Source organism: Streptomyces aculeolatus, assembly GCF_020400605.1.
GTDB classification, from domain to species: Bacteria; Actinomycetota; Actinomycetes; order Streptomycetales; family Streptomycetaceae; genus Streptomyces; species Streptomyces aculeolatus.
On sequence record NZ_JAINRD010000029.1, the window covers coordinates 52,045 to 78,227 of the forward strand.

General features: G+C 74.9%; 25 protein-coding genes. 8 read left to right on the top strand and 17 right to left on the bottom strand.

Annotation, left to right across the window (positions count from 1 at the left end; translation table 11 throughout):
• Positions 1-129: 129 nt before the first annotated feature.
• Positions 130-612, top strand: a complete 483-nt coding sequence (gene bfr, locus LG396_RS34025) for a bacterioferritin (protein WP_018837679.1) — start codon at positions 130-132, stop codon at positions 610-612.
• Position 613: 1 nt separating this feature from the next.
• Here bfr and LG396_RS34030 read toward each other — a convergent pair whose 3' ends face one another.
• Both LG396_RS34030 and LG396_RS34035 read right to left on the bottom strand, forming a co-directional pair.
• Positions 614-922, bottom strand: a complete 309-nt coding sequence (locus tag LG396_RS34030; RefSeq protein ID WP_037750063.1) for a (2Fe-2S)-binding protein — start codon at positions 920-922, stop codon at positions 614-616.
• 107 nt (positions 923-1,029) lie between these two features.
• Positions 1,030-2,391, bottom strand: a complete 1,362-nt coding sequence (locus LG396_RS34035) for a class II 3-deoxy-7-phosphoheptulonate synthase (protein WP_018837677.1) — start codon at positions 2,389-2,391, stop codon at positions 1,030-1,032.
• A 410-nt stretch (positions 2,392-2,801) separates the two neighbouring features.
• Here LG396_RS34035 and LG396_RS34040 point away from each other — a divergent pair, with 410 nt between their 5' ends.
• Complete coding sequence (locus LG396_RS34040; RefSeq protein WP_225797723.1) at positions 2,802-4,712, top strand: anthranilate synthase family protein; 1,911 nt, start codon at positions 2,802-2,804, stop codon at positions 4,710-4,712.
• 76 nt (positions 4,713-4,788) lie between these two features.
• Here LG396_RS34040 and LG396_RS34045 read toward each other — a convergent pair whose 3' ends face one another.
• The 4 genes from LG396_RS34045 to LG396_RS34060 all read right to left on the bottom strand — a co-directional run bounded on the left by LG396_RS34045 (position 4,789) and on the right by LG396_RS34060 (position 9,340).
• On the bottom strand, positions 4,789-5,817 hold the full coding sequence (locus LG396_RS34045) for a 6-phosphofructokinase (protein WP_037750066.1): 1,029 nt from the start codon (positions 5,815-5,817) through the stop codon (positions 4,789-4,791).
• 156 nt (positions 5,818-5,973) lie between these two features.
• The gene (locus LG396_RS34050; RefSeq protein ID WP_100303149.1) at positions 5,974-6,618 is read right to left on the bottom strand and encodes a response regulator; all 645 of its coding nucleotides are present in this window, start codon (positions 6,616-6,618) and stop codon (positions 5,974-5,976) included.
• Positions 6,619-7,280: 662 nt separating this feature from the next.
• Entirely contained in the window at positions 7,281-8,507 is a 1,227-nt protein-coding gene (gene macS, locus LG396_RS34055) for a MacS family sensor histidine kinase (RefSeq protein WP_225797695.1), read from the bottom strand.
• 47 nt (positions 8,508-8,554) lie between these two features.
• Complete coding sequence (locus LG396_RS34060) at positions 8,555-9,340, bottom strand: lysophospholipid acyltransferase family protein (RefSeq protein WP_225797696.1); 786 nt, start codon at positions 9,338-9,340, stop codon at positions 8,555-8,557.
• A 210-nt stretch (positions 9,341-9,550) separates the two neighbouring features.
• Here LG396_RS34060 and LG396_RS34065 point away from each other — a divergent pair, with 210 nt between their 5' ends.
• The 4 genes from LG396_RS34065 to LG396_RS34080 all read left to right on the top strand — a co-directional run bounded on the left by LG396_RS34065 (position 9,551) and on the right by LG396_RS34080 (position 12,815).
• Entirely contained in the window at positions 9,551-10,363 is an 813-nt protein-coding gene (locus LG396_RS34065; RefSeq protein ID WP_225797697.1) for an alpha/beta hydrolase, read from the top strand.
• Positions 10,350-11,045 (top strand): hypothetical protein, encoded by a 696-nt coding sequence (locus tag LG396_RS34070; protein WP_225797698.1) that lies wholly within the window; start codon positions 10,350-10,352, stop codon positions 11,043-11,045. Before LG396_RS34065 ends, LG396_RS34070 begins: the two co-directional genes overlap by 14 nt.
• 113 nt (positions 11,046-11,158) lie before the next feature.
• The gene (locus tag LG396_RS34075; protein WP_225797699.1) at positions 11,159-11,800 is read left to right on the top strand and encodes an RNA polymerase sigma factor; all 642 of its coding nucleotides are present in this window, start codon (positions 11,159-11,161) and stop codon (positions 11,798-11,800) included.
• Positions 11,793-12,815, top strand: coding sequence for a CU044_5270 family protein (locus LG396_RS34080; protein ID WP_225797700.1), 1,023 nt, complete (start codon positions 11,793-11,795; stop codon positions 12,813-12,815). The genes LG396_RS34075 and LG396_RS34080 overlap by 8 nt, the downstream gene beginning before the upstream one ends.
• Here the strand turns inward: LG396_RS34080 and LG396_RS34085 are convergent.
• The 6 genes from LG396_RS34085 to LG396_RS34110 form a co-directional block, all read right to left on the bottom strand.
• A complete protein-coding gene (locus LG396_RS34085; RefSeq protein ID WP_225797701.1) occupies positions 12,799-13,572 on the bottom strand; it encodes an endonuclease/exonuclease/phosphatase family protein in 774 nt (257 codons plus the stop codon). The genes LG396_RS34080 and LG396_RS34085 overlap by 17 nt on opposite strands.
• 238 nt (positions 13,573-13,810) lie before the next feature.
• Positions 13,811-14,752 carry an ROK family glucokinase gene (locus LG396_RS34090; RefSeq protein WP_225797702.1) on the bottom strand — a complete coding sequence of 314 codons (942 nt, stop codon included), beginning with the start codon at positions 14,750-14,752 and terminating at the stop codon, positions 13,811-13,813.
• Between the two features lie 73 nt (positions 14,753-14,825).
• On the bottom strand, positions 14,826-15,278 hold the full coding sequence (locus LG396_RS34095; RefSeq protein ID WP_037750082.1) for a DUF5304 family protein: 453 nt from the start codon (positions 15,276-15,278) through the stop codon (positions 14,826-14,828).
• Between the two features lie 292 nt (positions 15,279-15,570).
• On the bottom strand, positions 15,571-16,851 hold the full coding sequence (locus LG396_RS34100; protein ID WP_225797703.1) for an ArsA family ATPase: 1,281 nt from the start codon (positions 16,849-16,851) through the stop codon (positions 15,571-15,573).
• 8 nt (positions 16,852-16,859) lie between these two features.
• A complete protein-coding gene (locus tag LG396_RS34105; RefSeq protein WP_100302493.1) occupies positions 16,860-17,348 on the bottom strand; it encodes an SRPBCC family protein in 489 nt (162 codons plus the stop codon).
• Between the two features lie 49 nt (positions 17,349-17,397).
• Complete coding sequence (locus LG396_RS34110) at positions 17,398-18,159, bottom strand: metallophosphoesterase family protein (RefSeq protein WP_037750090.1); 762 nt, start codon at positions 18,157-18,159, stop codon at positions 17,398-17,400.
• Between the two features lie 132 nt (positions 18,160-18,291).
• Between LG396_RS34110 and LG396_RS34115 the strand changes: the two genes are divergently transcribed.
• Complete coding sequence (locus tag LG396_RS34115) at positions 18,292-20,100, top strand: AMP-dependent synthetase/ligase (protein ID WP_225797704.1); 1,809 nt, start codon at positions 18,292-18,294, stop codon at positions 20,098-20,100.
• 85 nt (positions 20,101-20,185) lie between these two features.
• On the opposite strand, the gene LG396_RS34120 is transcribed toward LG396_RS34115, so the two are convergent.
• The gene (locus LG396_RS34120; protein WP_225797705.1) at positions 20,186-21,379 is read right to left on the bottom strand and encodes a glycosyltransferase family 4 protein; all 1,194 of its coding nucleotides are present in this window, start codon (positions 21,377-21,379) and stop codon (positions 20,186-20,188) included.
• Between the two features lie 113 nt (positions 21,380-21,492).
• Here LG396_RS34120 and LG396_RS34125 point away from each other — a divergent pair, with 113 nt between their 5' ends.
• On the top strand, positions 21,493-22,761 hold the full coding sequence (locus LG396_RS34125) for a glycosyltransferase family 87 protein (protein ID WP_225797706.1): 1,269 nt from the start codon (positions 21,493-21,495) through the stop codon (positions 22,759-22,761).
• A gap of 47 nt (positions 22,762-22,808) precedes the next feature.
• Here the strand turns inward: LG396_RS34125 and LG396_RS34130 are convergent, their stop codons facing one another.
• From LG396_RS34130 to LG396_RS34145, 4 genes are all read right to left on the bottom strand, one after another.
• A complete protein-coding gene (locus LG396_RS34130; RefSeq protein WP_018837657.1) occupies positions 22,809-22,934 on the bottom strand; it encodes a DUF6126 family protein in 126 nt (41 codons plus the stop codon).
• A gap of 16 nt (positions 22,935-22,950) precedes the next feature.
• The gene (locus tag LG396_RS34135; RefSeq protein ID WP_225797707.1) at positions 22,951-23,544 is read right to left on the bottom strand and encodes a helix-turn-helix domain-containing protein; all 594 of its coding nucleotides are present in this window, start codon (positions 23,542-23,544) and stop codon (positions 22,951-22,953) included.
• A gap of 53 nt (positions 23,545-23,597) precedes the next feature.
• Positions 23,598-24,884: a hypothetical protein gene (locus LG396_RS34140; RefSeq protein ID WP_225797708.1), complete on the bottom strand. Its 1,287-nt coding sequence runs from the start codon at positions 24,882-24,884 to the stop codon at positions 23,598-23,600.
• 138 nt (positions 24,885-25,022) lie between these two features.
• Positions 25,023-26,063 carry a C40 family peptidase gene (locus tag LG396_RS34145; RefSeq protein ID WP_225797709.1) on the bottom strand — a complete coding sequence of 347 codons (1,041 nt, stop codon included), beginning with the start codon at positions 26,061-26,063 and terminating at the stop codon, positions 25,023-25,025.
• Between the last annotated feature and the right edge of the window lie 120 nt (positions 26,064-26,183).

Here is a 26,183-nt window from a genome sequence, read left to right on the forward strand (position 1 = left end):
GTCATGACCGGGGGCGCCCCGGGCCTGATGAGGGCAACCCGGATAAGCCTGCACTTACTGGATCGTCCGGGGCCTGTGGTGCGAGGATGCGCCTGACCTGCCCGACCCACGTGGAGAGGAGTCCCGGCTATGCAGGGCGACCCCGAGGTGCTGGAATTCCTGAACGAGCAGCTCACTGCCGAGCTGACGGCGATCAACCAGTACTTCCTGCACGCGAAGATGCAGGAGAACTTCGGCTGGACGAAGCTGGCGAAGTACACCAGGTCCGAGTCGTTCGACGAGATGAAGCACGCGGAGATCCTGACGGACCGCATCCTGCTGCTGGACGGGCTGCCGAACTACCAGCGCCTCTTCCACGTCCGGGTCGGGCAGACGGTCACCGAGATGTTCCAGGCAGACCGGCAGATCGAGGTGGAGGCGATCGACCGGCTCCGCCGCGGGGCCGAGCTGATGCGCGCCAAGAGCGACATCACGTCGGCGAACATCTTCGAGTCGATCCTGGAGGACGAGGAGCACCACATCGACTACCTCGACACCCAGCTCGACCTGATCGAGAAGCTCGGCGAGCCGCTGTACATCGCGCAGCAGATCGAACAGCCGGACGAGCCGTGAGTCAGGCGGCGTCCGCGGCGGCCACGGGCGTCGGAGCCGCTACGGGATCCACAGGCACCGGGCCCGAGGCGGCCACGGGCACCGGCAGCGCCTCGTCATCGCTCCCGGCCGCCGGCCGACGGCCCTCCAGCAGTTCGCGGCGGGCGCAGTCGGCGCCGCGGCCGAGCAGCGCCTGGATCCGGCGTACGCACCCGCCGCAGTCCGTGCCCGCCTTGCACTCCGAGGCGATCTGACGGGGGGTGCAGCGCCCGGCCGAGGCGTGCAGGCGCACCTGCTCCTCGGTGATGCCGAAGCACGAGCACACGAACACGCGAACCCCCGGGTCGGGACGATTAGGTAACCCTAACCTTACCCGGCCCGGGGGTGCCGTGAAAGAGGCGTCCTGCCGTGACCTGCGTTACGCCGCGGACGGCCGGCTCACTGGTCCCGGTACATCTCCGCGACCAGGAACGCCAGGTCGAGCGACTGGCTGCGGTTGAGCCGCGGGTCGCACGCCGTCTCGTAGCGCTGGTGCAGGTCGTCGACGAAGATCTCGTCCCCGCCGCCCACGCACTCGGTCACGTCGTCGCCGGTCAGCTCCACGTGGATGCCGCCGGGGTGGGTGCCGAGCGCCTTGTGCACCTCGAAGAAGCCCTTGACCTCGTCGAGCACGTCGTCGAAGCGGCGCGTCTTGTGGCCGGAGGCCGCCTCGAAGGTGTTGCCGTGCATCGGGTCGGAGACCCACGCCACCTGGGCGCCGGCGGCCGTGACCTTCTCCACCAGCACGGGCAGCCGGTCGCGCACCTTGTCGGCGCCCATCCGGCTGACGAACGTCAGCCGCCCCGGGATCCGCTCCGGGTCGAGGCGGTCGATCAGCGCGAGCGCCTCCTCCGGCGTGGTCGTCGGGCCCAGCTTCACGCCGATGGGGTTGCTGATCCGGGAGGCGAACTCGATGTGCGCGTGGTCGAGCTGCCGGGTGCGCTCGCCGATCCAGACCATGTGGCCCGAGACGTCGTAGAGCTTGCCGGTGCGCGAGTCGGTGCGGGTCAGCGCCGACTCGTAGTCGAGGATCAGCGCCTCGTGCGAGGAGAAGAACTCGACGGTCTTGAACTCCTCCGGGTCCACGCCGCAGGCGTGCATGAAGCTCATCGCCCGGTCGATCTCGCGGGCCAGCGCCTCGTACCGCTGGCCGGAGGGCGAGGAGCGGACGAAGTCCTGGTTCCAGGCGTGCACCTGGCGCAGGTGGGCGTACCCGCCGGTGGTGAAGGCGCGCACCAGGTTCAGCGTGGCCGCCGAGGCGTGGTACATCCGCTTCAGCCGCTCGGGGTCCGGCCTGCGGGACTCGGGGGTGAACTCGAAGCCGTTGACGGAGTCGCCCCGGTAGACGGGCAGGGTGACGCCGTCGCGGGTCTCGGTGGGCTTGGAGCGGGGCTTGGAGTACTGCCCGGCGATCCGGCCGACCTTGACGACGGGGACGGAAGCGGCGTACGTGAGCACGGCGCTCATCTGCAGCAGCGTCTTCAGCTTGTTCCTGATGTGCTCGGCCGAGACCGCGTCGAACGCCTCCGCGCAGTCACCGCCCTGCAGCAGGAACGCCTCGCCCCGGGCGACCGCGCCCAGTTGGTCGCGCAGTTGGTCGCACTCGCCGGCGAAGACCAGCGGCGGATACGACTGCAGCTCCGCGGTCACGTCGCGCAGAGCCGCGGGGTCCGGCCAGTCGGGCTGCTGCGCCGCGGGCAGGTCGCGCCAGGTCTGGGGGATTCCGGCGGCGCTCGTGGCGGGTTCGGCGTTGACAGTCACGGATCCAAGATTACGGGTTCGCCCGCACTGCCCCGGCCGGTGACCGACAGATGAGACGGAGCAGACAGTGAGCGGTGGGACGCGCCGCGGTCGGCTAGGGTGTGCGCCATGTACGCGCTCGATGCCCGCACCTGGTGGTGGCCCGTCCAACCGGCGGCCACCTGATCTCGCGTACCCACGAATTCTCCGCGAAGGCCGCCCGAGGGGCGGCCTTCGGTGTTTCCGCGGGTCGGTCCCTCCGTCGCAGGAAGGACCCATCCGTGCAGCATTCCCCCAGGTCACGACCACAGAACCGGCCCGAGGACGAGCCGGGGCAGCCGGCCGCACCCGACGCCGCAGAACCGGCCCGGGAGGCCGCGGACCACCCGGCACCGGGCGCCGGCGACCCGGCCAGGGCGGCAACCGCCGCCCTGGTCGGCCGACTGCTCGCCGACGGCGCCCCGCCGTTCGCCGTGCTGCGCCGCCGCACCCCGGGCCGCCCCGACGCGCCCGTCGAGGTCCTCCTCGGCGCCGTCCACGAGGTGGACCGGCTCGCGGACATCCCCGAGGGCCGGGCGCCCGGCGCCGCGGGCGCGCTCGCGCTCGTGCCGTACCGGCAGATCCGCGAGCGCGGCTTCGACGTCCGCGACGACGGCACCCCGCTGGCCGTCCTCGTCCCCGACGAGGTCCACGAGCTGCCCGCCGCCGCGCTGCTCGACGCCCTGCCGGCGCACGCCGTGCGCGTCACCGGCGGCGCCTTCGACGTGCCGGACGAGGAGTACGCCGGAATCGTCGGCCGCGTCCTCGCCGACGAGATCGGCACCGGCGAGGGCGCCAACTTCGTCGTCCGGCGCACCTACGAGGGCCGGATCGACGGCTTTGGCGCCGCCGACGCGCTCGCCCTCTTCCGCCGGCTGCTGGCCGGCGAGCAGGGCGCGTACTGGACCTTCGTCGTGCACCGCCCCGGCGAGCGCACCCTCGTCGGCGCCAGTCCCGAGGTGCACGTGCGGATGTCCGGCGGCACCGTCGTGATGAACCCCATCAGCGGCACGTACCGCTACCCGCCCGGCGGCCCCGACCGCGCCGGACTCCTCGCCTTCCTGCACGACGCCAAGGAGATCGAGGAGCTCTCCATGGTCGTCGACGAGGAGCTGAAGATGATGTGCACCGTCGCGCAGGAGGGCGGGGTCGTCGTCGGGCCGCGGCTGAAGGAGATGGCGCACCTGGCGCACACCGAGTACGAACTGCGCGGCCGCACCGCGCTCGACGCGCGCGAGGTGCTGCGCGAGACGATGTTCGCGGCGACCGTGACCGGCTCCCCCGTACAGAACGCCTGCCGCGTCATCGAGCGCCACGAGCCCCCCGGCCGGGACGGCCGGGGCCGCGGCTACTACTCGGGCGCACTCGCCCTCCTCGGCCGCGACGACGGCGGCGCCCAGACCCTGGACTCCCCCATTCTCATCCGCACCGCCGACATCGCCGCGGACGGCCTGCTGCGGGTGCCCGTCGGCGCCACGCTGGTCCGCGGCTCAAGGCCGGCCGACGAGGTCGCCGAGACCCACGCCAAGGCCGCCGGGGTGCTCGCCGCGCTCGGCGTACGCCCCCCGCGCCCGCAGCCGGCCGGCGGGCCGGGACCGGGCTTCGCCGCGGACCCGGAGGTGCAGGCGGCGCTGGCGGCCCGCAGGACGCGCCTGTCGCCGTTCTGGCTGCGCATGCAGGGCACGGCGGACACCGGCCGGGCGGCGGCCGGGCGGGTGCTGGTGGTGGACGGCGAGGACACGTTCACCGCGATGCTCGCCCACGTCCTGCGCGCCTCGGGCGCGGAGGTGGACGTACGCCGCTTCGACGCGCCCGGCCTACGGGACGCGGCGCTGGCGCACGAGGGCCCGGTCGTGCTCGGCCCGGGGCCCGGCGACCCGGCGGACGCCGCCGACCCCAGGATGCGCTTCCTGCGCGGCCTGGCCGCCGAGCTGCTGGCCGGGCACCGGCACGGCCTGCTCGGCGTCTGCCTGGGCCACGAACTCCTCGCCGCCGAGCTGGGGTTGCCGCTGGTCCGCAAGGACGTGCCGTACCAGGGGGCGCAGGAGGAGATCGACTTCTTCGGGCGGCCCGAGACGGTCGGCTTCTACAGCACGTACACCGCCCGCTGCGACGACGGCGCCGCCGCGGCGCTGGCGGCGGCGCGCGGCGTCGAGCTGAGCCGCGACCCGCGCAGCGGCGACGTGTACGCGCTGCGCGGGCCCGGCTTCGCCGGGGTGCAGTTCCATCCGGAGTCGGTGCTGACCCTGGACGGCGACCGGCTGGTGCGGGAGCTGCTGGCGGCGGTGCTGGTACGGGGCTGAAGGGCCGGGGCCGGCGGCCTGCGCGGAGCAGACCGCCGGCCCGTACCGGCGCCCGACAGCTCAGCCGCTCAGCAGCTCAGCCGAAGAAGACGCCGACCTCCTCGTACAGCTTGGGGTCCACGGTCTTGATCCGCGCCGTGGCGGCGGCGAGCGGCACGCGCACCACGTCGGTGCCCTGGAGGGCGACCATCTTGCCCCAGTCCTCGTCGTGCACCGCCTCGATGGCGTGCAGCCCGAAGCGGCTGGCGAGCCAGCGGTCGTACGCGCTGGGCGTACCGCCCCGCTGCACGTGCCCCAGCACGGTCGTGCGGGCCTCCTTGCCCGTACGCCGCTCGATCTCCTTCGCCAGCCACTCGCCGACGCCCGACAGCCGGACGTGGCCGAAGGCGTCCAGGGACTCGTCCTTGAGCACCATGTCGCCGTCCTTCGGCATCGCGCCCTCCGCCACGCACACGATGGGCGCGTAGCTGGCCTTGAAGCGGGAGGTCACCCAGCCGCAGACCTTGTCGACGTCGAAGCGCTGCTCGGGGATGAGGATCACGTTGGCGCCGCCGGCGAGCCCGGAGTGCAGGGCGATCCAGCCGGCGTGCCGTCCCATCACCTCGACGACGAGGACGCGCATGTGGGACTCGGCCGTGGTGTGCAGCCGGTCGATCGCCTCGGTCGCGATGTTGACCGCGGTGTCGAAGCCGAAGGTGTAGTCGGTGGCGGAGAGGTCGTTGTCGATGGTCTTCGGTACGCCGACGACCTGGATGCCGTACTCGTCGGCAAGCCGCTGGGCGACGCCGAGGGTGTCCTCGCCGCCGATGGCGATGAGCGAGTCCACCTCCAGCTTCGCCATGTTCTCCTTGATGCGCTTGATGCCCCCCTCGACCTTGAGGGGGTTGGTACGCGACGACCCGAGGATGGTTCCGCCACGCGGCAGGATGCCGCGGACGGCGGGGATGTCCAGGGTGACGGTGTCGGCCTCCAGCGGCCCGCGCCAGCCGTCCCGGAAGCCGGTGAACTCGTACCCGTACTCCTGGACGCCCTTGCGGACGACGGCCCGGATGACCGCGTTGAGCCCGGGGCAGTCACCGCCACCGGTCAGTACTCCTACCCGCATCACAGGTTTCCCTTCTGACGGTCGTGACCCCGCTGCAGCAACGCTAACGGTGATCCACCTCACACGACACGGAGCGAGCGGGATTCGCACACCAACCTGTCAATTAGGCGGCGGACTTCACTCGGAGGAGGGACCGGGAGGGTAAGAGAGGCCGGCTCAGTCGTCGTCGAGACCGCGCTCGATGGCGTAGCGGACGAGCTCGACGCGGTTGTGGAGCTGGAGCTTGCCGAGGGTGTTCTGCACGTGGTTCTGGACGGTGCGGTGGGAGATGACGAGGCGTTCTGCGATCTGCTTGTACGAGAGCCCCTTGGCGACGAGGCGCAGCACCTCGGTCTCGCGGTCGGTGAGCTTGGGCACCTCGGGCTCGTCGCCGCTCCCGGCGACGGGCTCCCCGGCCAGCCGCCGGTACTCGCCGAGCACGAGGCCGGCGAGACCGGGCGTGAACACCGGGTCGCCCTGGGCGGTGCGGTGGACGGCGTCGATCAGCTCCTCGGTGCTGGCGGACTTCACGAGGTAGCCGGTGGCGCCGGACTTGACGGCTTCGAGGACGTCGGCGTGCTCCCCGCTGGCGGACAGCACGAGCACCCGCACGCCGGGCTGGGCGCCGACGACCTCCTTGCAGACCTGCACGCCGGGCAGGCCGGGGAGGTTGAGGTCCAGCACCAGCACGTCGGGGCCCGCGGCCCGCGCCCGCCGCACGGCCTGCGGCCCGTCCCCGGCGGTGGCCACGACGGCGAAGCCGGCGGCGGCCAGATCCCGGGCGACGGCGTCGCGCCACATGGGGTGGTCGTCGACGACCATCACCTTGACCCCGTCCCTGCCTTCTCCGCCCACCCCGACTCCTTTCCCTGCGGCGACCGTCCGGGAACCATGGTGGCGCATGTATCTCGTCCCGGCACGTACCGCCTCCCGCGGGGCCGCACGGACGCCCGGGGCAGGGCCGGAGGGTGCGGGCGGGGGGCGTCCACGCGGAAGCGCTGCGCGCGCCGCGGTCAGGGAACCGACAAAGCCGAGCGGCGGCACGCGGCCGTGGTACCGAGGGCACCGGCGGGCGCCCCGCCCGCTGACCGCGCCGGCGCCGCAGCAAAGCCCCGGCACGCGGGGGCCGCACGAACGCCCTGAGCGGGGGCGGAGGGTGCGGAGCAGCGGGCGTCCACGCGAAAGCGCTGCGCGCGCCGCGGTCAGGGAACCGGCAGAGCCGGGCGGCGGCACGCGGCCGCTGGGCCGAGGGCACCGGCGGGCGCCCCGCCCGCTGACCGCGCCGGCCGCAGCAGAGGCCCGGCACGCGGGCCGCCGTCCGGGCCGGGCAGCCGAGGCCGTGCCTGACCCGCGGCCGCGAAGGCGCGTACCGCTGCGGCCTGCTCGGCAGGGCGTGCACCGGGGGCACACGGTGGCATGACGGTCCCCACGCCTCGGGCGGAGGCACGCGGCCGTGGGGGCCGTGTCTCAGGTGGCGAGGGGGGTCATTTCCGGGGGGTGCGGACGTTCGGGGGGAGGCGGAGTTCCACTTCTGTGCCCTGGGTGGGGGTCGAGACCCACTCCGCCGTGCCGCCCAGGTCGCGCAGCCGGCCGCGGATGGACTGCGCGACGCCCAGGCGGCCCTCGGCCTCCGCCGCCGCCAGGCGGCCCCGCGGGATCCCGGGGCCGTCGTCCCGTACGGTCACCACCACCGTGCCGTCCGGCTCCTCCTCCAGCAGCACCCACGCCCGCGCCTCCGGGCCCACGTGCGTGCGTACGTTGTCGAGCGCCGCGGCCACCGCCGCCGTCAGCTCCCGGGCCGCGTGCGTCTCCCGCGCCACCGGCGAGCCCGGCTCCGCGACCGAGACGTACGGGCCGCTCAGCGCCAGCAGGAGCAGCCGCAGGGACGTCTCGCCCGCCGCCGAGCCGTCGTCCGGCTCCCCGCCGCCGGCCCTGCCCCCGGCCGCGTCCGAACGCTCCGCCGCCGGCGCCGTCCGCTGCGCCGGCAGGCGCGCGCCCATCACCAGCGTCCGCAGCGCCGCCTCCTGCTCACCGGCAAGCCGGCCCAGTTCCTTGGCCTCGCCGCCGATCGCCGCCCCGCGGCGCTGGACCAGCGCCAGCACCTGCAGCACGCTGTCGTGGATGTCGCGCGCCAGCCGCTCCCGCTCCCGCGTCGCCGCCTCGATCTGCAGTGCCCGCGCGAGCGTCCGCTCACTGGTCCGCGCCACCTCCACGATGTAGCCGATCGCCGTCGACGCGACCATCAGCAGCACGATGTTGTGGAAGTTGTCCTGCACCACCTCGCCGCGCTGCACGATGTTCGACAGCCCCACCGCCGCCGACGACGCCGCGCCCCAGCGCCAGCCGCCCTTGATCGCGAAGCCCAGCACCGAGCCCGCCGCCCAGATCGACGGCAGCGTGGTCGCGCCGTCGTCGATGCGCTCCGGCGTCTCCACGGGGATCGTCAGCAGGATGCCGGTCAGCGTGAGCGTGATGTCCGCCGCGAGGAACCGGTACGTGCAGCGCTCCGCCGACGAGACCCGGCGGAAGGTGGCCAGCGTCCACAGCGTGAGGACCGCGAGGTAGGCCCAGCCCAGCGCCGGGCGCGCGACGGCGTCGTGCCGGTGTGCGAACTGCGCCACCGCGTACGCGAGCGTCAGCACCCGGAAGTACGTCAGCGCCTGCCACAGCGGCTGCTCCACCGACATCCGCCGCTTGCTCTGCCCGGCCATCGCCCCGGCTCCCCTTCCCGCCCCTCCCGCACGTGCGGAACGCCGCACTACGCCGCGGCGTCCCGCCGGCCGCCGGCACCGGAGCCGCCGTCGGCCCGGTCGGACCTCTCGGCCTTCTCGGCCTTCTCCTCCGCCTTGCGGCGCTTGGCCTCGTCCGCCATCCGCCGCTTCGCCGCCGTCGCGTACTCGTCGACGTACTCCTGGCCGGAGAGCTTCATGATCTCGTACATGACCTCGTCGGTCACCGAACGCAGGATGAACCTGTCGTGCTCCATGCCCTGGTACCGCGTGAAGTCCAGCGGCTTGCCGATCCGGATGCCGGGCCGCATGACCTTCGGCACCACCTGTCCGGGCGGCTGGATCTTCTCCGTGTCGATCATCGCCACCGGCAGCACCGGCGCCCCGCTGAGCAGCGCCAGCCGGCCGAGGCCGCCGGGCTTGCCGCGGTAGAGGCGGCCGTCGGGCGACCGCGTGCCCTCGGGGTAGATGCCGAACAGCTCGCCGCGCTCCAGCACGTCGAGACCGCTCTTGATCGCCGCCTCGCCGGCGCCGCGGCTGCCGGAGCGGTCGACCGGCAGTTGCCCGACGCCTTTGAAGAAGGCCGCGGTCAGCCGGCCCTTGACGCCCGGGGTGGTGAAGTACTCCGCCTTCGCGATGAAGGTGACCTTCCGGTGCAGCATGGAGGGCAGGAAGAACGAGTCGGAGAAGGAGAGATGGTTGCTCGCGAGGATCGCGGCACCGGTGTCCGGCACGTTCTCCATGCCTTCCACCCAGGGACGGAAGACGAGCCTCAGACTGTTGCCGAGGGACATCTTCATCGCGCTGTAGAACAACCGGGGCCTCCTGCGATCTGCTCGTGTGACCATAGCGCTCCTGGTCGGAGAGCGGTATCCGGGGCGGGCGGCCCGCCCGGGGCGCTCCCGGCCGCGGCGCGGACGCCCCGCGGGGCGTCCGCGGGGGCCCGTCCGTCCGTACGGGGCAGTACGCTCAAGGCAGCGCCAGGCACGTATCCGCCGCCCGCCTGACACGATCGGAGTCCCGCCATGCCGGTCCTTCCCGGAGCCGAGCCGTTCCGCCAGCCGGGTGGCGAGACGGGGGTGCTGGTCTGCCACGGTTTCACCGGCTCGCCCCAGTCCGTACGGCCGTGGGCCGAGCATCTCGCGGCCCGCGGCCTGACGGTCTCCATGCCGCTGCTGCCCGGGCACGGCACGCGCTGGCAGGACCTCCAGGTGACCCGCTGGCAGGACTGGTACGCGACGGTGGAGCGGGAGTTGCGCGAGCTGTCCGACCAGTGCGAGCGGGTCTTCCTGTGCGGGCTGTCCATGGGCGGCGCGCTGGTGCTGCGGCTGGCCGCGCTGCACGGGGACGCGGTCGCCGGCGTGGTCGCCGTCAACCCGCTGAACAAGCTGCACGGGCTGCTCCCGAAGGCCCTGCCCGCGGCCCGCTTCCTGGTGCGCAGCTCCCCCGGCGTCATCGACGACATCGCCAAGAAGGGCGCGTCCGAGACCGGCTACGACCGCGTGCCCCTGCACGCCGCGCACTCGCTGCGGCAGTTCCTCGCCCGCGTCGACGCCGAACTGCCCCAGGTGACGCAGCCGCTGCTGGTCCTGCACAGCCGGGTCGACCATGTCGTCTCGCCGCTGGATTCGGCCCGTATCCTCGGCCGGGTCTCGTCGCAGGACGTCACGGAGACCGTGCTGGAGGACAGCTACCACGTCGCCACCCTCGACCACGACGCGGAACGGATCTTCACGGCCACCGACGACTTCATCGACCGGCTCACCGTGCCGGCCGACGGCAGTGAGCAGCGGACGAGCGAGCAGCGGAAGGGGGCCCGGGCTCGTGGCAGAGCGTAACCCGGACCGGGAGGACCCGCAGCAGGGCGACGGGTCCGCGGAGACGGAGCCGGCGGGCGCGGAGCCGACGAGGCCGGAGCCGACGGGGTCGGGCGGCGCGCCGCTGGACGAGGAGGCCGCGTGGGCCGAGATCGTCGCCGCGTTCGACGAGGACTCCATCGAGCCGCCGCACGAGCGGGCGGCGCGTGCCGCGGCCGCGGGCGAGGGCCCGCCGGACGGCGCTGAGGGCGGCCCGGCGGACCCGGGCGGCGCGGGCTCCGGCGGCGTCACCACCGCCGAGGGCCCGGCGGGCCCCGACGAGGACGGCGGCCCCGCGGGCGGCGGCGCCGGGCGGGGCGACGGCGCGACCTTCATCGTGTTCTCCGCGGGCACGGGACCGCGCGACTGGGAGGCGGCCGAGGCCTCCGACGACGACCTCGACGAGACCGACGAGGGCCACTTCGTCCCGCCCGAGCCGCCGCCGCTGCCGAAGGCGGACACGACGACCAAGTTCGCCTGGATCGCGGTCCTCGGCGGCCCGTTGCTCCTGCTGGTGATGCTCATCCTCCAGCAGCCCATGACCTGGTGGTCCTCGGTCCTGGGCATCGGCGGCTTCCTCGGCGGCTTCGCCACGCTCGTCGCCCGCATGCGCCCGGGCGGCGGGGACGACGACGAACCCCCGGGCGGCGGCGCGGTCGTCTAGCGTCTGTCGTCCAGCAGCCCGCCGCCCGTTGACGGAACCCGTCCGGACGCCTCGGCGAAGTAGTGGTACAAGGCCCGGTGACGGGCGAGTCCACCACGTTCTGGAGGCGCTCGATGGGGGGCATGACGGGCGTGCACACGGAGCCGGAGAGCGACGCGTCGATCGTCGCCCGGTCTCATACGGAGCCGGAGGCGTTCGCCGCCGTCTTCGACAGGTACGCGACCGACGTCCACCGCTACGCGGCACGGCGGCTCGGCGACGAGGCGGCCGACGACATCATGGCGGAGACGTTCACGACCGCCTTCCGGCTGCGCGACCGCTTCGACCCGGGCCGCGGCGACGTGCGCCCGTGGCTCTTCGGCATCGCGACCCACCTGGTGAGCCGGCACCGCCGCGCGGAGGGCCGCCGCTTCCGCGCCCTGTCCCGGCTGCCGGCCCCGGCCGAGACCGACGAGCCGCTCGCCGACCGCGTCGCGGCCCGCGCCACGGCCGACGGCATGCGGCGCGAACTGGCCACCGCGCTGGCCCGGCTGTCGCCGGCGCTGCGCGACGTACTGCTGCTGGTGGCCTGGGCGGACCTGGCGTACGAGGAGGTGGCCCAGGCACTCGACGTGCCGGTGGGCACGGTGCGCTCCCGGCTGCACCGGGCCCGCGCCCGGCTGCGCAAGGAACTGGGGGCCGGCGGGGGCGCGGTCGCCGCCGGCATGGACAACGCCCCTGTGGCCACCGGGCGGAAGGAGCACGGACATGGATGAGCTGAAGCTGCTGCGGGACTGGGACGCGGGTACGGAGCCGCCTCGCGAAGCGGTCCGCCGCGCGGCCCGTGACCGGCTGCTGGAGACGGCCCGCGCCGCGAAACCCGGGGCGGCGCCGGTGCGCGCGCCCGCCCACACGCCCCTCCGGCCCGGTGCTCAGCCGCCGCTGGTGGTGGTGCGCGGCCCCGGCGCGGGCGGGCCGTCCCGCCGTACCGTCGTGCGGACGCTCGTCGCCGCAGGTGCCACGGCGGCGGCCGTCGCGGCACCCGTCGCGCTGCTGGAGCGCGGCGGCACCGCGGGCCCGGCCGCCCCGGGAGACGCCACACCCGCCGGAATGCTGCGCCGGGCAGCGCGGCTGGAGCGGGAACAGGAGCGCTTGCGTCCGCCCATCGAGCCGCGCCGCGGCCAGTACGTGTACGCCCGGGAGTTCATCCGGGACGCCCCGGACGACGGCGGCAAGGCCGCGACGTATGCGCCGGAGACCTGGCTGGCGGCCGACTCCTCGCACCGGAGCTGGTCGAACAGGCGCGACGGGGGGGACGGTTGGCTCCGGTCGGAGCCGGGGCTGTGGCCGCCTGCGGACTGGCGCGGCCTCACCCGGATCCCGGCGGAGCCGGCGGCGCTGCTGACGCACATCAGCTCCTTCGGCGCGGGGAAGAGGCCCGACGAGTTCGACCGGGCGGACTGGCGGAAGGTGTACACGTACGCCGGCCGCCTGCTCGAACGGATCCCCGTGCTGCCCGACGGGCTGCTCCCGGCGCTGCTGGAGGCGCTGGCCGAGTGCCCCCGTCCGGAGTTGCTGCCCGGCGCGACGGACGCCAAGGGCAGGGAGGCACTGGGGATCGTATTCCCCGACCATACCGGTTGGTCCAGATATCTCCTGTTTGCCACGGACACGCACGAGTACCTGGGGATGCAGCGCCCGCACGGCCGCGACCTGAAGATCAGGGCGTTCACGCGGACGTCGCACCTCGACGCCTACGGCGTCGTGGACGGGGTCAGGAAGCGGCCGTAGCCGGGCCGGCGGCCGGGATGCGGAGCGCGGCCAGGACCGGGAGGTGGTCGGTGGCGTCGCGGAGGTCGGCCGGGGAGACACCCGGCAGGCCCGCAGGGACGCCGCAGCCCAGCACCTCGACCGTCCCGGTCGCGAGCACCGCGTCGATCCGCTTGCGCGGGTCGAGCGCCGTGGAGGTGTGCCGGCCGCCCCACGGGCGCACCGCCCAGCCGTCCTGCAAATCGTCGGCCAGCCTGCGGAACGCGGGGCCCTTGGGGCGCTCGTTGAGGTCCCCGGCGACCACGACGTGCGGCTCGCCGAGCGCGTGCACGTGCGCGAGCAGCAACCCGGCCTGCTCGTAGCGCTCGGCCCTGGCCAGGCTCAGGTGGGTGCTGACGACGGCCAGCCGGGCCCCGCCGAAGCGCAGCACCGCCGTCGCCAGCCCCCGCTGGTGCAGGCCGGGGGTGCGGGGCAGCAGCTTCTCGTCGGTGCGCTCCACGTGCGCGCGCAGGTTGGCGAGGAGCATGGGCCCGGCGGCGGTGGCGCCGCCCGCGACGTACAGCAGACCGGTGGCGCGGGCGAGCCGGGCGGCCTTCTTGCGCCAGCGGAAGAAGCGGGGCGCTTCCTGGATGCAGACGACGTCGGGGGTGCAGGCCCGGATCACGCGGGCCAGGGCGGCGGTGTCGTCGCGCATGGAGCGGATGTTGTAGCTGAGCAGCCGGATGACGGCGGAGCCGTCCGGCTCGGTGCGCGAGGCGGGGAGATCGGGCAGCAGCACGGGGTGAGACTACCGGGGCGGGGACGCGGGCGCGGTGAGGCGGCGGCAGGCGGCCCCCGGCGGCGGCCGGCTGAAGCGGCCGCCGTCGCCGGTGGCGGCCGTCGCCGGGCGCGGGCCCTCGTGCCTTCGGGTGCTTGCACCTTCCGGCACGCGGGCCGTCACGTCACGCCGGTCCCCGGACGGACCGGTCTGCGTACGGACCGGCCCCGTACTGCCCCGCCCTCGTACGGGCCGGGCCTCAGCCCTGGCGGGCCAGGTCGGCGGCGCCGACGAGCCCGGCGCGGCCGCCGAGTCGGGCGGCGAGCACCTGCGCGTGCGGACGCCACTGGCTGCCCACCAGCCAGCGCCGGAACGACTTGCGGATCGGGTCGAGGACGAGGTCGCCCTCGTCCGAGACGCCGCCGCCGACGATGAACGCCGACGGGTCGAAGAGCGACGCCAGGTCCGCGAGCCCCGCCCCCGCCCAACGGGCCAGCTCCCGGAACGAGTCGACCGCCACCGGGTCGCCCTGCCGGGCCGCCTCGCTGACGTGCCGCCCCTGGACCCCGTCGGGCGTACCGTCGCCGAGGGCGAGCAGTATCTCGGCGGACTCGGGGGTGGCGGCGGCACGCTGGTGCGCGTACCGCACGAGGGCGCGGCCGGAGGCGTACTGCTCCCAGCAGCCCTGGCTGCCGCAGCCGCACAGCAACCCGTCGGGGACCACGCGGATATGACCGAACTCCGCGGCCACGCCGAACCGGCCGCGGTGCAGCCGGCCGCCGATGATCACGCCGCCGCCGAGGCCGGTGCCCAGGGTGATGCAGACGACGTCGTCGTGGCCCTGGCCGGCGCCGAAGCGGTACTCCCCCCAGGCGGCGGCGTTGGCGTCGTTCTCGACGACGACGGGCAGGCCGATGCGCTGTTCCACCTTGTCCTTGAGCGCCTCGTGGCGCCAGTTGACGTTCGGGGCGAAGAGCACGGTGGCACGCTTGTCGTCCACGTAACCGGCGGCGCCGATGCCCACTGCCTCGGCCGGCGTCGCGGCGGTGACCTCCTGGACGGCCGCGCAGATGGCGTCCACGACGCCTTCGGGTGTTTCGGGGGTCGCTACCGTGCTCGTCCGGATGATCGAGCCCTCTTCGTCGACCACACCGGCCGCAATCTTGGTGCCGCCGATGTCGACGCCGATGGTGAGTCCCATGTCTCCCTCGGTTATTCGGTTCGAGCCCCGCTGCGCCTCCTCACATTACCGGAGGCGGCGCGGGGCCCGGCCGTCAGTCGAGGTCGATCTGCTTGGGACTGCTGGGGGGTTCGTCCTCCCGCGACCAGTCGGCCTCCTGCCGCTGAACTGCGGCGCGGTAGGCGGCGGCGATCTCCGTGCCGGCGGTGGCGAGGTGGTCGAAGATCTGCGGATTGCGCTCCACGACGGGCTCGACGACGGTCTTCACGGAGGCGAGGAACTGCTTCGCGAACTGCTGCGCCGCGGTCTGCGCGACGGCGGCGGTGCCGCCGGTCGCCCCGGGGGCGCGAAGCTCGGAGACCTTGTCGGAGAGGGAGTCGAAGAAGCGGCGCAGCTCCTCGGCGGCGCTGACGGGCTCGGGCCCGTAGACCGCGCGCCGCCGGGCCTGCTCGGCAGCGAAGTCCTCGGCACACGCCTGGGCCCACGCGTCCGGGTCCGGGACGGTGGAGGCCGCACCGGGTTCAGGGCGCTCGATGGCATCACTCATACATCGACGGTACCCGACCGCGGACTTCACGTTCACTGCCGTGCGGAGGGTTGTGGCGGGGGCTGCGGCGCGGCCTGCCGCCCGGGGGACGGAGGCCCGGCCGGGCGCGGGAGCCGGCGGCGGGTCCGGGACGGCCCGGAGGGGGTTCCAGGGTGCAGGCCCCTGGGGTGTGCGGGGCACGGCTCGGGACCGCGTGCGGAGCCGAAGGCGGGGGCGGAGTCCGGCGCGGGCACGCGGCGCGGCCCCGGCCGGGGTACGGGGCACAGCCCCGGGGTGCTGGCCGGGGGCCGGGTCAGGTGGGGTGGGGCCAGACCTTCGGGTCCGGGGTGAAGCGGATGTGGAGTTCCGCCTCGTGGAGGCCGGCGCGGGTGATCGTGCAGCGGCGGAGCGCCGCCGGCAGCGGCAGGGCGCGGCGGTGGCCGGCCGCGGTGACCAGGAGTTCGTCGCCGCGGCGTACGAGGGTCAGGTCCCCCCGTTCGACGCCGGGCAGCGGCAGGCGGTACAGCAGCACCCCCTCGTCGGCCAGCAGGTCGTCGACCTCCGCCGGGTCCCCCGGGTCGGCGGCCGGCGGCCGGCCCCCCGGCGGCGGCACCGACTCGGCCAGCGCCGCCAGGGCCACCGGGCCCTGCGGCTCCGGGCCCAGGTGCGGCAGCACGCAGAACGCGGCGCCCGCCGCGCGCAGTTCCGCGCCCGCCTCCTTGACCACGCGGTGCTGCTCGTCGGCCAGCGTCGCGTACCAGGCGTCCTCCGAGCCCCCCGGCAGCACCCGGTTCGCGACCACGGCCTCGACCGCGCAGCCCTGCAGCGCGAGCGCCGCGCGCGTGCGGCGCAGTTCGCGGACGCCGCGCGGGGTGGGCTCCAGGACGAGCCGCACCCGCGCCCCGGCGGCCTCGGCCGCCTCCCGTACGGTCTCCAGCTGCTCCTCCCAGCGGGCCGCCGCCTCGTACACCCGCCCCGCCGGCACCGGCGCCCCGAGCAGCCGGCCCAGCAGCGGCCGCAGTCCCCGCGCCGCCTGCCGCTCCGCCGGCAGCAGCCGCCGCAGGTACCGCACCAGCTGCTCCGGCAGCGCCAGCGCCTTCAGCGTCTCCCACGCGGCGGGCATGTCGACCACGGCCACGTCCCAGGCCGGCTCCGGCTCCGGCGACGGCTCGTGCAGCGCCGCCAGCGCCCGCAGCAGCGCGAACTCGCGCGACCCCGGCAGCGGCGTCAGCTCCTCCGCCGCCAGCGGCGTCGCGCCGAGCAGCTCCAGCGTGTCCTCGTACCGCTCCTGCCAGACCGCCAGCGCCTCCGCCGCCGACTCCGACCCGCGCAGCCGCGCCGCCCACAGCCCCGTCTCGACCCGGACCGGGTCCGTCCACGGCGGCGTGCCCTCGGACCGCTCGACCGCGTCCCCGGCCCCGGACCGCTGTCCGGGGATCTGTGCCTCCGGCGGTCCGGTCAGCAGTCCGCCCGCCTCGCGGTCCGGCGTGAGCAGCAGCACGCGGGCCCCGTCGCGCGCCGCCCGCAGCGCGGTCGCCGCGGCGACCGTCGTACGGCCCGCGCCCGCCGGACCGGTGACGAGGAGAGTACGCACGCGACGCGTCAGTCCGTACCGGAACCGGAGCCCGGGCCCGGGTCGGCCGACGCGCCCGGCACGCTCTCGACGCGCTGCTTCAGCCCGTCCAGCGCCCGCTCGATGATGATCTTCTCCATCTTGCGCTTCATCATCCCGAGCATCGGGATCTTGACGTCGACGGTCAGCTCGTACGTCACCTCGGTGCGCTCCCCGCCCGCGAGCGGCCGCAGCAGGTACGCGCCGTCCAGCGCGCGCAGCATCTGCGACTTCTCCAGCGTCCAGCGCACCTCGTGCGGCCCCGCCCAGGTGTACGCGAGCGTCTGCTCGTCCCGGATCGTCTTGGCGTCCAGCACCAGCAGCACGCGCTCCGCGCGCCCCTGGTCGTCCGCCTCGAGCACCTCGGTCCGCCGCACCTCGCCGGTCCACTCCGGGTAGCGGTCGAAGTCCGCGATCACCGTCATCACCGCGTCCGGCGCGGCGTCGATGGTGATACTCGACCTGGTGTGCTCTGCCATACCTGGGCTCCTCCGTCAACCGTCCGCGCTGAAGGTTACCGCGCCCGGTTCACCACTCCAGAACCCACGGCTTCCCGCGGGACGCGAAGTGCCCGACGTTCACGCACTCCGTCGCCCCGATCCGCATCCTCCGCGCCAGCGGCTGGTGGACGTGGCCGAAGAGCGCGTACCGCGGCCGCACCCGGTGCACCGCCTCCAGCAGCGCTTCGCTGCCGCGCTCGAAGCGGCGCGCCACCGTGTCGTAGCAGAGGTCGGGGACGAGCGGCGGGATGTGCGAGCAGAGCACGTCGACGTCGCCGAGTGCGGCGACCTTCGCGGCGTACGTCTCGTCGTCGATCTCGTACGGCGTGCGCATCGGCGTCTGCAGTCCGCCGCCGACGAACCCGAAGACCAGCCCGCCGATCTCCACCCGCTGGCCGTCGAGCACGGTGGTGCCCTCGCGGGCGTACTCGGGCCACAGCCGCGGGATGTCCACGTTGCCGTAGGTGGCGTACGTCGGCGTGGGGAAGGCCGCGAACAGGTCCGCGTACTGCCTGCGCACCGCCTTCTCGATCTCCCCGCTCTTGTCCATCCCCGCCCACAGCGAGCGCACGAACTCGCGGTGCTCGTCGAATCTGCGGGCGGTGCGCAGCTCCACGCTGCGCGTGGTGTTCGCGACGCCGAAGAGGTCGGGGAAGATGCCGCGGGAGTGGTCGGCGTAGTCGATGAAGAGGATGAGGTCGCCGAGGCAGACCAGCGCGTCCGCGCCGTCGCCCGCGCGGGCCAGGTCCGCGCTGTTGCCGTGCACGTCGCTGACCACGTGGACCTTCATGCGATCACCCTACTTCCGGCGCGCACGGCACCCGTGCGGCCCCCGCACGGCGGTGAGCGGCGCCACTGCCGCGCGGCGCCCTCGTGGGGATAGGGTCGCAGGTGGCCCACCGGAACGTCGAGGAGCAGTCTCTTGCGAGAGTTCGCCCTTCCCGCCCTGTACGAGGTCCCGGCGGACGCCAACCTGACGGACCTCATCCGCACCAACGCCGCCCGGACTCCCGAGCTGGCCGTCGTCGCCCGCAAGAACGCGGCCGACGGCTGGGAGGACGTGTCCGCGGCGGACTTCCTCGCGGAGGTGGAGGCCGCGGCCAAGGGCCTGGTCGCGGCCGGGCTGCGGCCCGGGGACCGGGTCGGGCTGATGTCCCGTACGCGGTACGAGTGGACGCTGCTGGACTTCGCGATCTGGACCGCGGGCGGCGTGACGGTCCCGGTGTACGAGACCAGCTCGCCGGAGCAGATCCAGTGGATCCTGAGCGACTCGGGCACGGTGGCCTGCGTGGTGGAGACCGCGGAGCACGCCGCGGCGGTCGAGTCGGTACGCGGCCGGGTGCCGCAGCTGCGCGACGTGTGGCGGATCGACGCCGGGGGCGACGGGGACGGCGCCGTCGCGGCGCTGACGGCCGCCGGGGCCGAGGTGTCCGACGAGACGCTGGAGAAGCACCGCTCCGCGGCCGGCGCCGACTCCCCCGCGACCCTCGTCTACACCTCGGGCACCACCGGCCGCCCCAAGGGCTGCGTCATCACCCACGGCGGCTTCCTCGCCGAGTGCGGCAACGCCGTGGAGCAGCTGCGCCCGCTCTTCCGCCCCGGCGACAGCTCGATCCTCCTCTTCCTGCCGCTCGCGCACGTCTTCGGCAGGCTGGTGGAGATCGCCGCCATGGTCGCGCCGATGAAGCTCGGCCACGCGCCGGACGTGAAGAACCTCACCGCCGACCTGGCCGGCTTCAAGCCGACGCTGCTGCTCGGCGTCCCCCGCGTCTTCGAGAAGGTCTACAACTCCGCCCGCGCCAAGGCGCAGGCCGACGGCAAGGGGAAGATCTTCGACAAGGCGGCCCACACCGCCATCGCGTACAGCCGCGCCCTGGACACCGGCGGGCCCGCCGTCGGGCTGCGGCTGCGGCACGCGCTCTTCGACAAGCTCGTCTACGCCAAGCTGCGCGCCGTCCTCGGCGGCCGGGCCACCCACGCGATCTCCGGCGGCGCCCCGCTGGGCGAGCGGCTCGGCCACTTCTACCGCGGCATCGGCTTCACGGTCCTGGAGGGCTACGGCCTGACGGAGACCGCCGCCGCGATCACCGTCAACCCGGTGCAGCGCCCGAAGATCGGCACCGTCGGGCAGCCGCTGCCCGGCTGCACCATCCGCATCGCCGACGACGGCGAGGTGCTGGTGCGCGGCGGCAACGTCTTCGCGGAGTACTGGGCCAACGAGGACGCGACGGCCGCCGCGCTGGACGGCGAGTGGCTGCGCACCGGCGACCTCGGGAGCCTGGACGAGGACGGGTACCTGTCCATCACCGGGCGGAAGAAGGAGATCATCGTCACGGCGGCCGGCAAGAACGTCGCCCCGGCGGTGATAGAGGACCGCATCCGGGCTCACGCGCTGGTGGCGGAGTGCATGGTCGTCGGCGACGCGCGGCCGTTCGTCGCGGCGCTGGTCACGCTGGACGAGGAGTTCCTCGCCAGGTGGGCGGAGGACAACGGCAGACCGGGCCGCACGGCGGCGGAGCTGGCGGACGACGCGGAGCTGCGGGCGGCGGTGCAGCTCGCGGTCGACGACGGGAACGCGCAGGTGTCGCGGGCGGAGTCGGTGCGCAAGTTCCGGATCCTGCCGGGGCAGTTCACGGAGGAGTCGGGGCACCTGACGCCGTCGCTGAAGCTGAAGCGGGGTGCGGTGGCGAAGGACTTCGCGGTGGAGATCGAGGCGCTGTACGAGCGGTAGGCGCGGGGTCCGTACGGGCCGCTGCCTCGCCCGTACGGTACGAGCCGCTCCCCGGCGCGTACCGTACGCGCCGCGTCCCCTCCCCTCACAGCAGCGACGTCAGCCGCTCCGCCAGCAGGTCCCAGCGCCACCGCTCCGCCACCCACGCGCGGCCCCGCGCCCCCATCCGCGCGCGCAGCTCCGCGTCGCCCAGCAGCGTCACGATGTGCTCCGCCGCCTGCCCCGCCTGCCGCTCGGCGCCGCCGCGCACCACCCACCCGGTCTCGCCGTCGAGCACCGCGTCCGGGGCCCCGCCGGAGTCGCCCGCGACCACCGGCAGGCCGGTCGCCGACGCCTCCAGGTAGACGATGCCCAGCCCTTCCACGTCGAGCCCGCCGCGCCGCGTGCGGCACGGCATGGCGAACACGTCGCCCGCACCGAAGTGCGCGGGCAGCTCCTCCCACGGCACCGCGCCCGTGAAGTGCACCGAGCCCGCGACGCCCGTGGCCGCCGCCAGCTTCTCCAGGTCCCCGCGGTACGGGCCGCCGCCGACGACGAGCAGCGCCGTGTCCGGCTCCGCCGTGAGGATCCGGGGCATCGCGCGGATCAGGGTGTCCTGGCCCTTGCGCGGCACGAGCCGGGAGACGCAGACGACGACCGGCCGGTCCGCGAGCCCGAGGCGGGCGCGTACCGCGGCGCCGCCCGAGTCCGGGTGGAACGCCGTCTCGTCGACGCCCGGCGGCACCTGCACCATGCGCGCGGCGGCCTCGGCGCCGATCGCGCGGGCGATCCGGACGCGGGTGTACTCGCCGAGGTACGTGAGGGTGTCCGCCGACTCGCCGATACGCCGCAGCAGTTGCCGGGCCGCGGGCAGCTGCGCCCAGGCCGCCTCGTGGCCGTGCGTGGTGGCGACGATCCGCTCGGCGCCGGCGCGGCGCAGCGCGGGCGCCATCAGCCCCAGCGGCGCGGCGGCGCCGAACCACACCGCCCCGCACCCGTGCGCGCGCAGCAGCCCGGCCGCGCGGCGGGTGACGCGCGGGGTGGGCAGCAGCATCGTGGCGCGGTCGCGGACCACCTCGTAGGGCTGGCGGGCGTCGAAGTCCCGGGTGGCGGCGCGGCCTTCGGCGTCGCGCTTCCAGGTGGAGGCGTAGACGACGACCTGCTCCGGGTCCAGCCGCAGGCACATGCTGTGCAGGAAGTTCTGGATGCCGCCGGGGCGGGGCGGGAAGTCGTTGGTGACGACGAGGGTCTTGTGCGGCGGCTTGTGGGTCGTCGGCCGGGGAGTCGGTGCCTTGTCCATCGGGGCCGACAGTACCGGGGCCGGCCGGCTCCGGGTGCCTGCGGCCGGGCGGAGCCGTGTCGTAGTGTCGTCGGACGCACGGGTCCGACGCATACGGGGGCGGAGGTCGAGCCATGGCACGGGTCGCGGCGCCGGTGGCGGCGTGGGCGCTGACCCGCGCGGGCCTGCTGCTGCTCGTGCTCCAGGTGGTCACGCTGCCAGGACCGGACGTCACCAGCGACGTCGAGGTGATCTACCGCGGCTGGTACGAGGTGCTGCGCGGCGGCACGTTCCCCGTCGACGACGTGAGCTGGCAGTACCCGCCGGGCGCGGCGCTGCCGGTGCTCTCCCCCGGGCTGCTGCCGTTCCTCGGCTACGCGCACGCCTTCTTCGCACTGGCCTGCGCGGCGGACGCGGTGGTGCTGGCGCTGCTGCTGCGGGCCGGCGGCGGCGCCGGGCGGTCGCGGGCGGGGGCGTGGTTCTGGGTGGCGGGCGTGCCGCTGCTGGGGCCGACCGCGTACGCGCGGTACGACGTGATGGTCACCGCCGTCGCCGTCGCGGCGCTGCTGGCCGCGGTCCGGCGGCCGGCGGTGGCGGGGGCGCTGGCGGGGTTCGGCGCGATGCTGAAGGTGTGGCCGGTGCTGCTGCTGCTCGGCGCCGCGCGCGGGCGGGCCACGCGGCTGTCGTGGGGCGCCGCGGCGGGCACGGCCGCGGGGATGGCGCTGCTGGCGGCCGTCGCGCTGCCGGGGGCGTTCGACTTCGTCACCGCGCAGCGCGACCGCGGTACGGAGGTGGAGTCGCTGGGCGCGCTGGTCTTCCACGTCGCCCGGCACCACGGCTGGGACGGCACCGTGGAACTGCACTACGGCTCGATGGAGTTCCTCGGGCCCGGCGTCGGCCTGGTCAGCGATCTGGCGCTGGGGCTCTCGGCGCTGGCGATGGGGTGGCTGGTGCTGTGGCGGCTGCGGGCGCGGGAGTTCACGGCGACGACGGGGTGCGAGGCGGCGTTCGCGGGGACGCTGCTGTTCACCACGACGAGCCGGGTGATCAGCCCGCAGTACCTGATCTGGCTGGTCGGCCTGGCCGCCGTGTGCCTGACGCTGCGGGCGGCGCGGATGGCGCTGCCCGCGGGGCTGGTGCTGGTGGCGACCGGGGTGACGCTGGCCGAGTTCCCGGTGTGGTTCGGGGAGGTCGTGGGGAGCACCGGGTCCGGCGTGGCGCTGCTGGCGCTGCGCAACGGGCTGCTGGTCGCGGCGACGGTGGTGGCGTGCCGGCGGTTGTGGCGCTCGACGGTGACGGCGCCGGGCCGCGCCGGGGACGTGGACGGCGGCTCGGGGATGCCGCGGCAGCGGGGTCGTGGCCCGCGTACCGCACCGGCGGACAGCGACATGCTGACCTGGTGACGTGGTGGCGCGGTGACCCGGTGGCGCGGTGAGCTGACGGCGTGCGGCTACGCGCCGCCGCCCGCCTTGAAGAGGAGCAGCAGGAACGCGGCGAAGAGGTGGCCGACGAAGATGTAGACGAGGAGGCGGATCACCAGGCCGCGGGGGAACCTCTCCTCTGTCCGCTTGGACACGGTGGTCTCCTTGGGGTCAGTGCCGGGTGCCGTCGCCGAGGCACAGCCCGGCGACGGCGCTCTGCAGCAGCGTGTGGACGAAGAGCAGCACGAGCCCGCCGGGGTCGGCGGCGGCGATGCGGTGCGGGGTGAGGGAGTCGAACTGGGCGCTGTCGCCCGGGTCGAGCAGGTGCTCGCGGTCGCCGAGCGCGAGCCGCATCCGGCCGTCGAGCACGTACAGCCACTCCTCGCCGGGGTGGACCCGGACGAGATCGCGGTGGGCGGCGTCGTACGGCACCTGTACCCGCAGCGCCTGCATCCCCCGGTCCGTGCCGCCGGCCTGCCGGTACGACCAGCCGCCGGCCTCGCGTACGGGGGCGTCGGCACCCCGGACGACCGACGTCTGCGCCGAGGGGGCCTCGCCGAGCAGCTCGGACACCGTCGTACCGTAGATACGGGCCAGCTTCAGCAGCACCGGCAGCGAGGGCTGGCGCTGTCCGGTCTCCAGCCTGGAGAGGTGGGCCGGCGACAGCTCCGCCCTGCCGGCGGCGGCCTCCAGCGTCAGGCCGGCGCGGCGGCGCAGCTCGCGCAGGTGGGGTGCCTGGGGGTGGTCGGAGGTCATGACGGTCATTGAGCCAGGGGCCGTACCCCAGAGTCAAATTCCTTGCCTCTCAGGCAAAAGCCCTAGCCGAGGTGCCGGCCCAGGTAGACCCGCCACCGCGCCGTGAACTCCCCGAGCCCCACGCCGAGTTCTGCCCGCAGTGCGTCCTCGGCCTGTGCGCGCGACGGGGCGGCGCCCACGGCGCGGTAGAGCGCGACGAGCCGGTCCGCGCCCCACTCGTCCGCGGCCATCCGGGCCGCGAGCCACGCGCCGCCGTACGCCTCGGCGACCCGGTCGCCGGCGTCGTCGGCCGTGGAGTCGGCGGGAGCGTCGGCCGTGGAGTCGGCGGGAGCGTCGGTCGTGGAGTCGCCCGTCGTGGAGTCGTCGGTCGCCGGGCGGCCGAAGTCGGCGTCGGCGGGCAGCTCCCGCGGCACCCTGCCGGCCGCCACGGCGCGGGCCAGCTCCGGCGCGCCCTGGCGCGGGCCGCGGGCCACGTCACGGAAGGCCACCCAGTCCGCGAAGCCCTCGGAGAGCCAGACCGGAGTGGCCGGGGAGGTGTCGGCGCGGGTGGCGACGTGGACGGTCTCGTGGGTGAGGACGATGCGCCGGCCGAGGCCGCCGAGGGTGTCGTACGCCTCCGGGTTGACCACGACGCGGTCCGCGGGCGTGCGGTCCCGGTGCCGGCCGGTGGTGACGGCGGCGACGCCCGCGTAGTCCGTGGGCCCCGCACCGAGCAGCTCCCCCATCGCGGCCTGAGACGCGGGCACCAGCACCACGACGCGGCGCGCCCAGGCGCCGCCCCAGGCGGCGGAGACCTCGGGCACGGCGCGGTCGGCGACGGCGGCGATGTCGCGCAGGCCGGCCTCGGGGCGGCCGGTGCCGAGCACGAGGCTGCGCGTACCGCGGACGACGGTCATGGGGCCCTGGTCCCACGGCTGCGGCCGGCTGCCGGGCGCGGGGCCCGCGACGTACCAGCGGCTGTCGCGGCGTACGAACTCCAGCCCCTGGTCCGCGGTCGCGTCGCCGGTGTCGTAGCCGCGGAGGCGGTAGGTCAGGCGGACGCCGGCGACGGCGCGTTCCGCGGTGGCGGGCACGGTGCCGTCGAGGCGGAGGTTCCAGGCGGCGAGCGGGAGGGCGTCGAGGTTGCGGAAGGCGGTGCGTTGCTGCTGCCGGTACGGGCCAGCCTGGGGGTCGACGGTGCGCAGGTACGCGGCCTCGTCGCCGTCCCGGACGGCGGCGGAGCGCTGCCGGAGCAGGTCGGCGAGCTCGCGGGTGGCGTCGCGCTGCCCGCCGTCCGCGCCGCACCCGGCGAGCAGGGCGGCGGCCAGCCCGGTGCAGAGCACCAGCACCACGGTCCGCACGCCTGCCACGCCCCGAGCGTACGTCGCCCCGGCCCCCGCGGTGCGGTGCGGGGACCGGGGCGCTGCTGTCAGAGGGGCGGCCTACCCTTGGGCGGGAGTGCGGGTGAGATGGGGCGGGAGTCCCGGGTTCGGTGCCCCGCCTGCCCTCTACGGCCGGGTGACCGACGCGACCGGCATCATCCCCACCGGGTCGTACCGCACCGACGCGCCCGGGTACGGCGCGTGGACGACCTGGCCGCCGCCCACGTACATCGCGACGTGGCTCGCGTCCGCCCGGTACGTCACCAGGTCCCCCGGCTGCGCCGCGCCCAGCGGCACCTGGCGGCCCGCGTAGCGCTGCGCCTGCGACGTGCGCGGGATCGCCACCCCGGCCCGGGCGTAGGCCCACTGCGTCAGCCCCGAGCAGTCGAACCCGCCCGGCGCCGCGCCGCCCCACACGTACGGCGTGCCGACCGCCCCGCGTGCCGCGGCCACCGCGAGCGCGCCGCGGCCGGACGCGGGCGCCGAGCCGAAGTCGGGCGTCGGCGCGGAGCGGGAGGCGCGGCTGCTGCGGGTGTCGGGGCGCTCCTCCTTCGGCAGCGAGTTGAGGAGTTCCCGCGCCTTCGCGAGCCGGTCGGTGACCTCCCGCTTGTGCCCGGCCAGCGCGTCGCGCTCGCCCTCCAGTTCGGCGAGGGTGTCGCGGGCCCGGACGCGCTGCTGCTCCAGCCGGCGCTGCAGGCCGACGAGTTGGCGCAGCCGGCCGCTCTGCAGGCTGCCGATGCGCTCCAGGGTGGCGGCCTTCTCCAGATAGCCCTCCGGGCTTTCGGAGAGGATCAGGGTCATTTTCGGGTCGATGCCGCCGGAACGGTACTGCGCACCGGCGAGCGAGCCGAGTTCGGTGCGCATGCGGTTGATCCGGGCGAGGTCGCGGGCGGCGCGGTCCTGCATGCGCTCCGCCTTGCGGCGCAGCTCCTCGGTGCGCTCCCTGGCCGCGTTGAACTTCTCGGTGGCCCGCTCGGCCTGGGTGTAGAGGTCCTGTACGCGCTCCCTGGCCTCGGCGTGGTCGTCGGGGGCGGCGAGAGCCGCGTCGGAGAGGCCGGAGAAGACGGCGGGCGAGCCGGACAGCGCCGCCGCCGCGGCGGCGGTGAGGACGCCGGTACGCAGGCGGCCGGCACCGCCGGGCCGGGTGGATCGTCGATGTGCTGACACGCGGCAGACAGTAACCACGCGACTACGCAACGGCCAAGAACCGCCTTTCTGCGCGATGTCGGCGCCGCGGTGCCGACGCAGGTCACCCGCGGGGCGTTCGAAACGCGCGGTGTCGGCAAT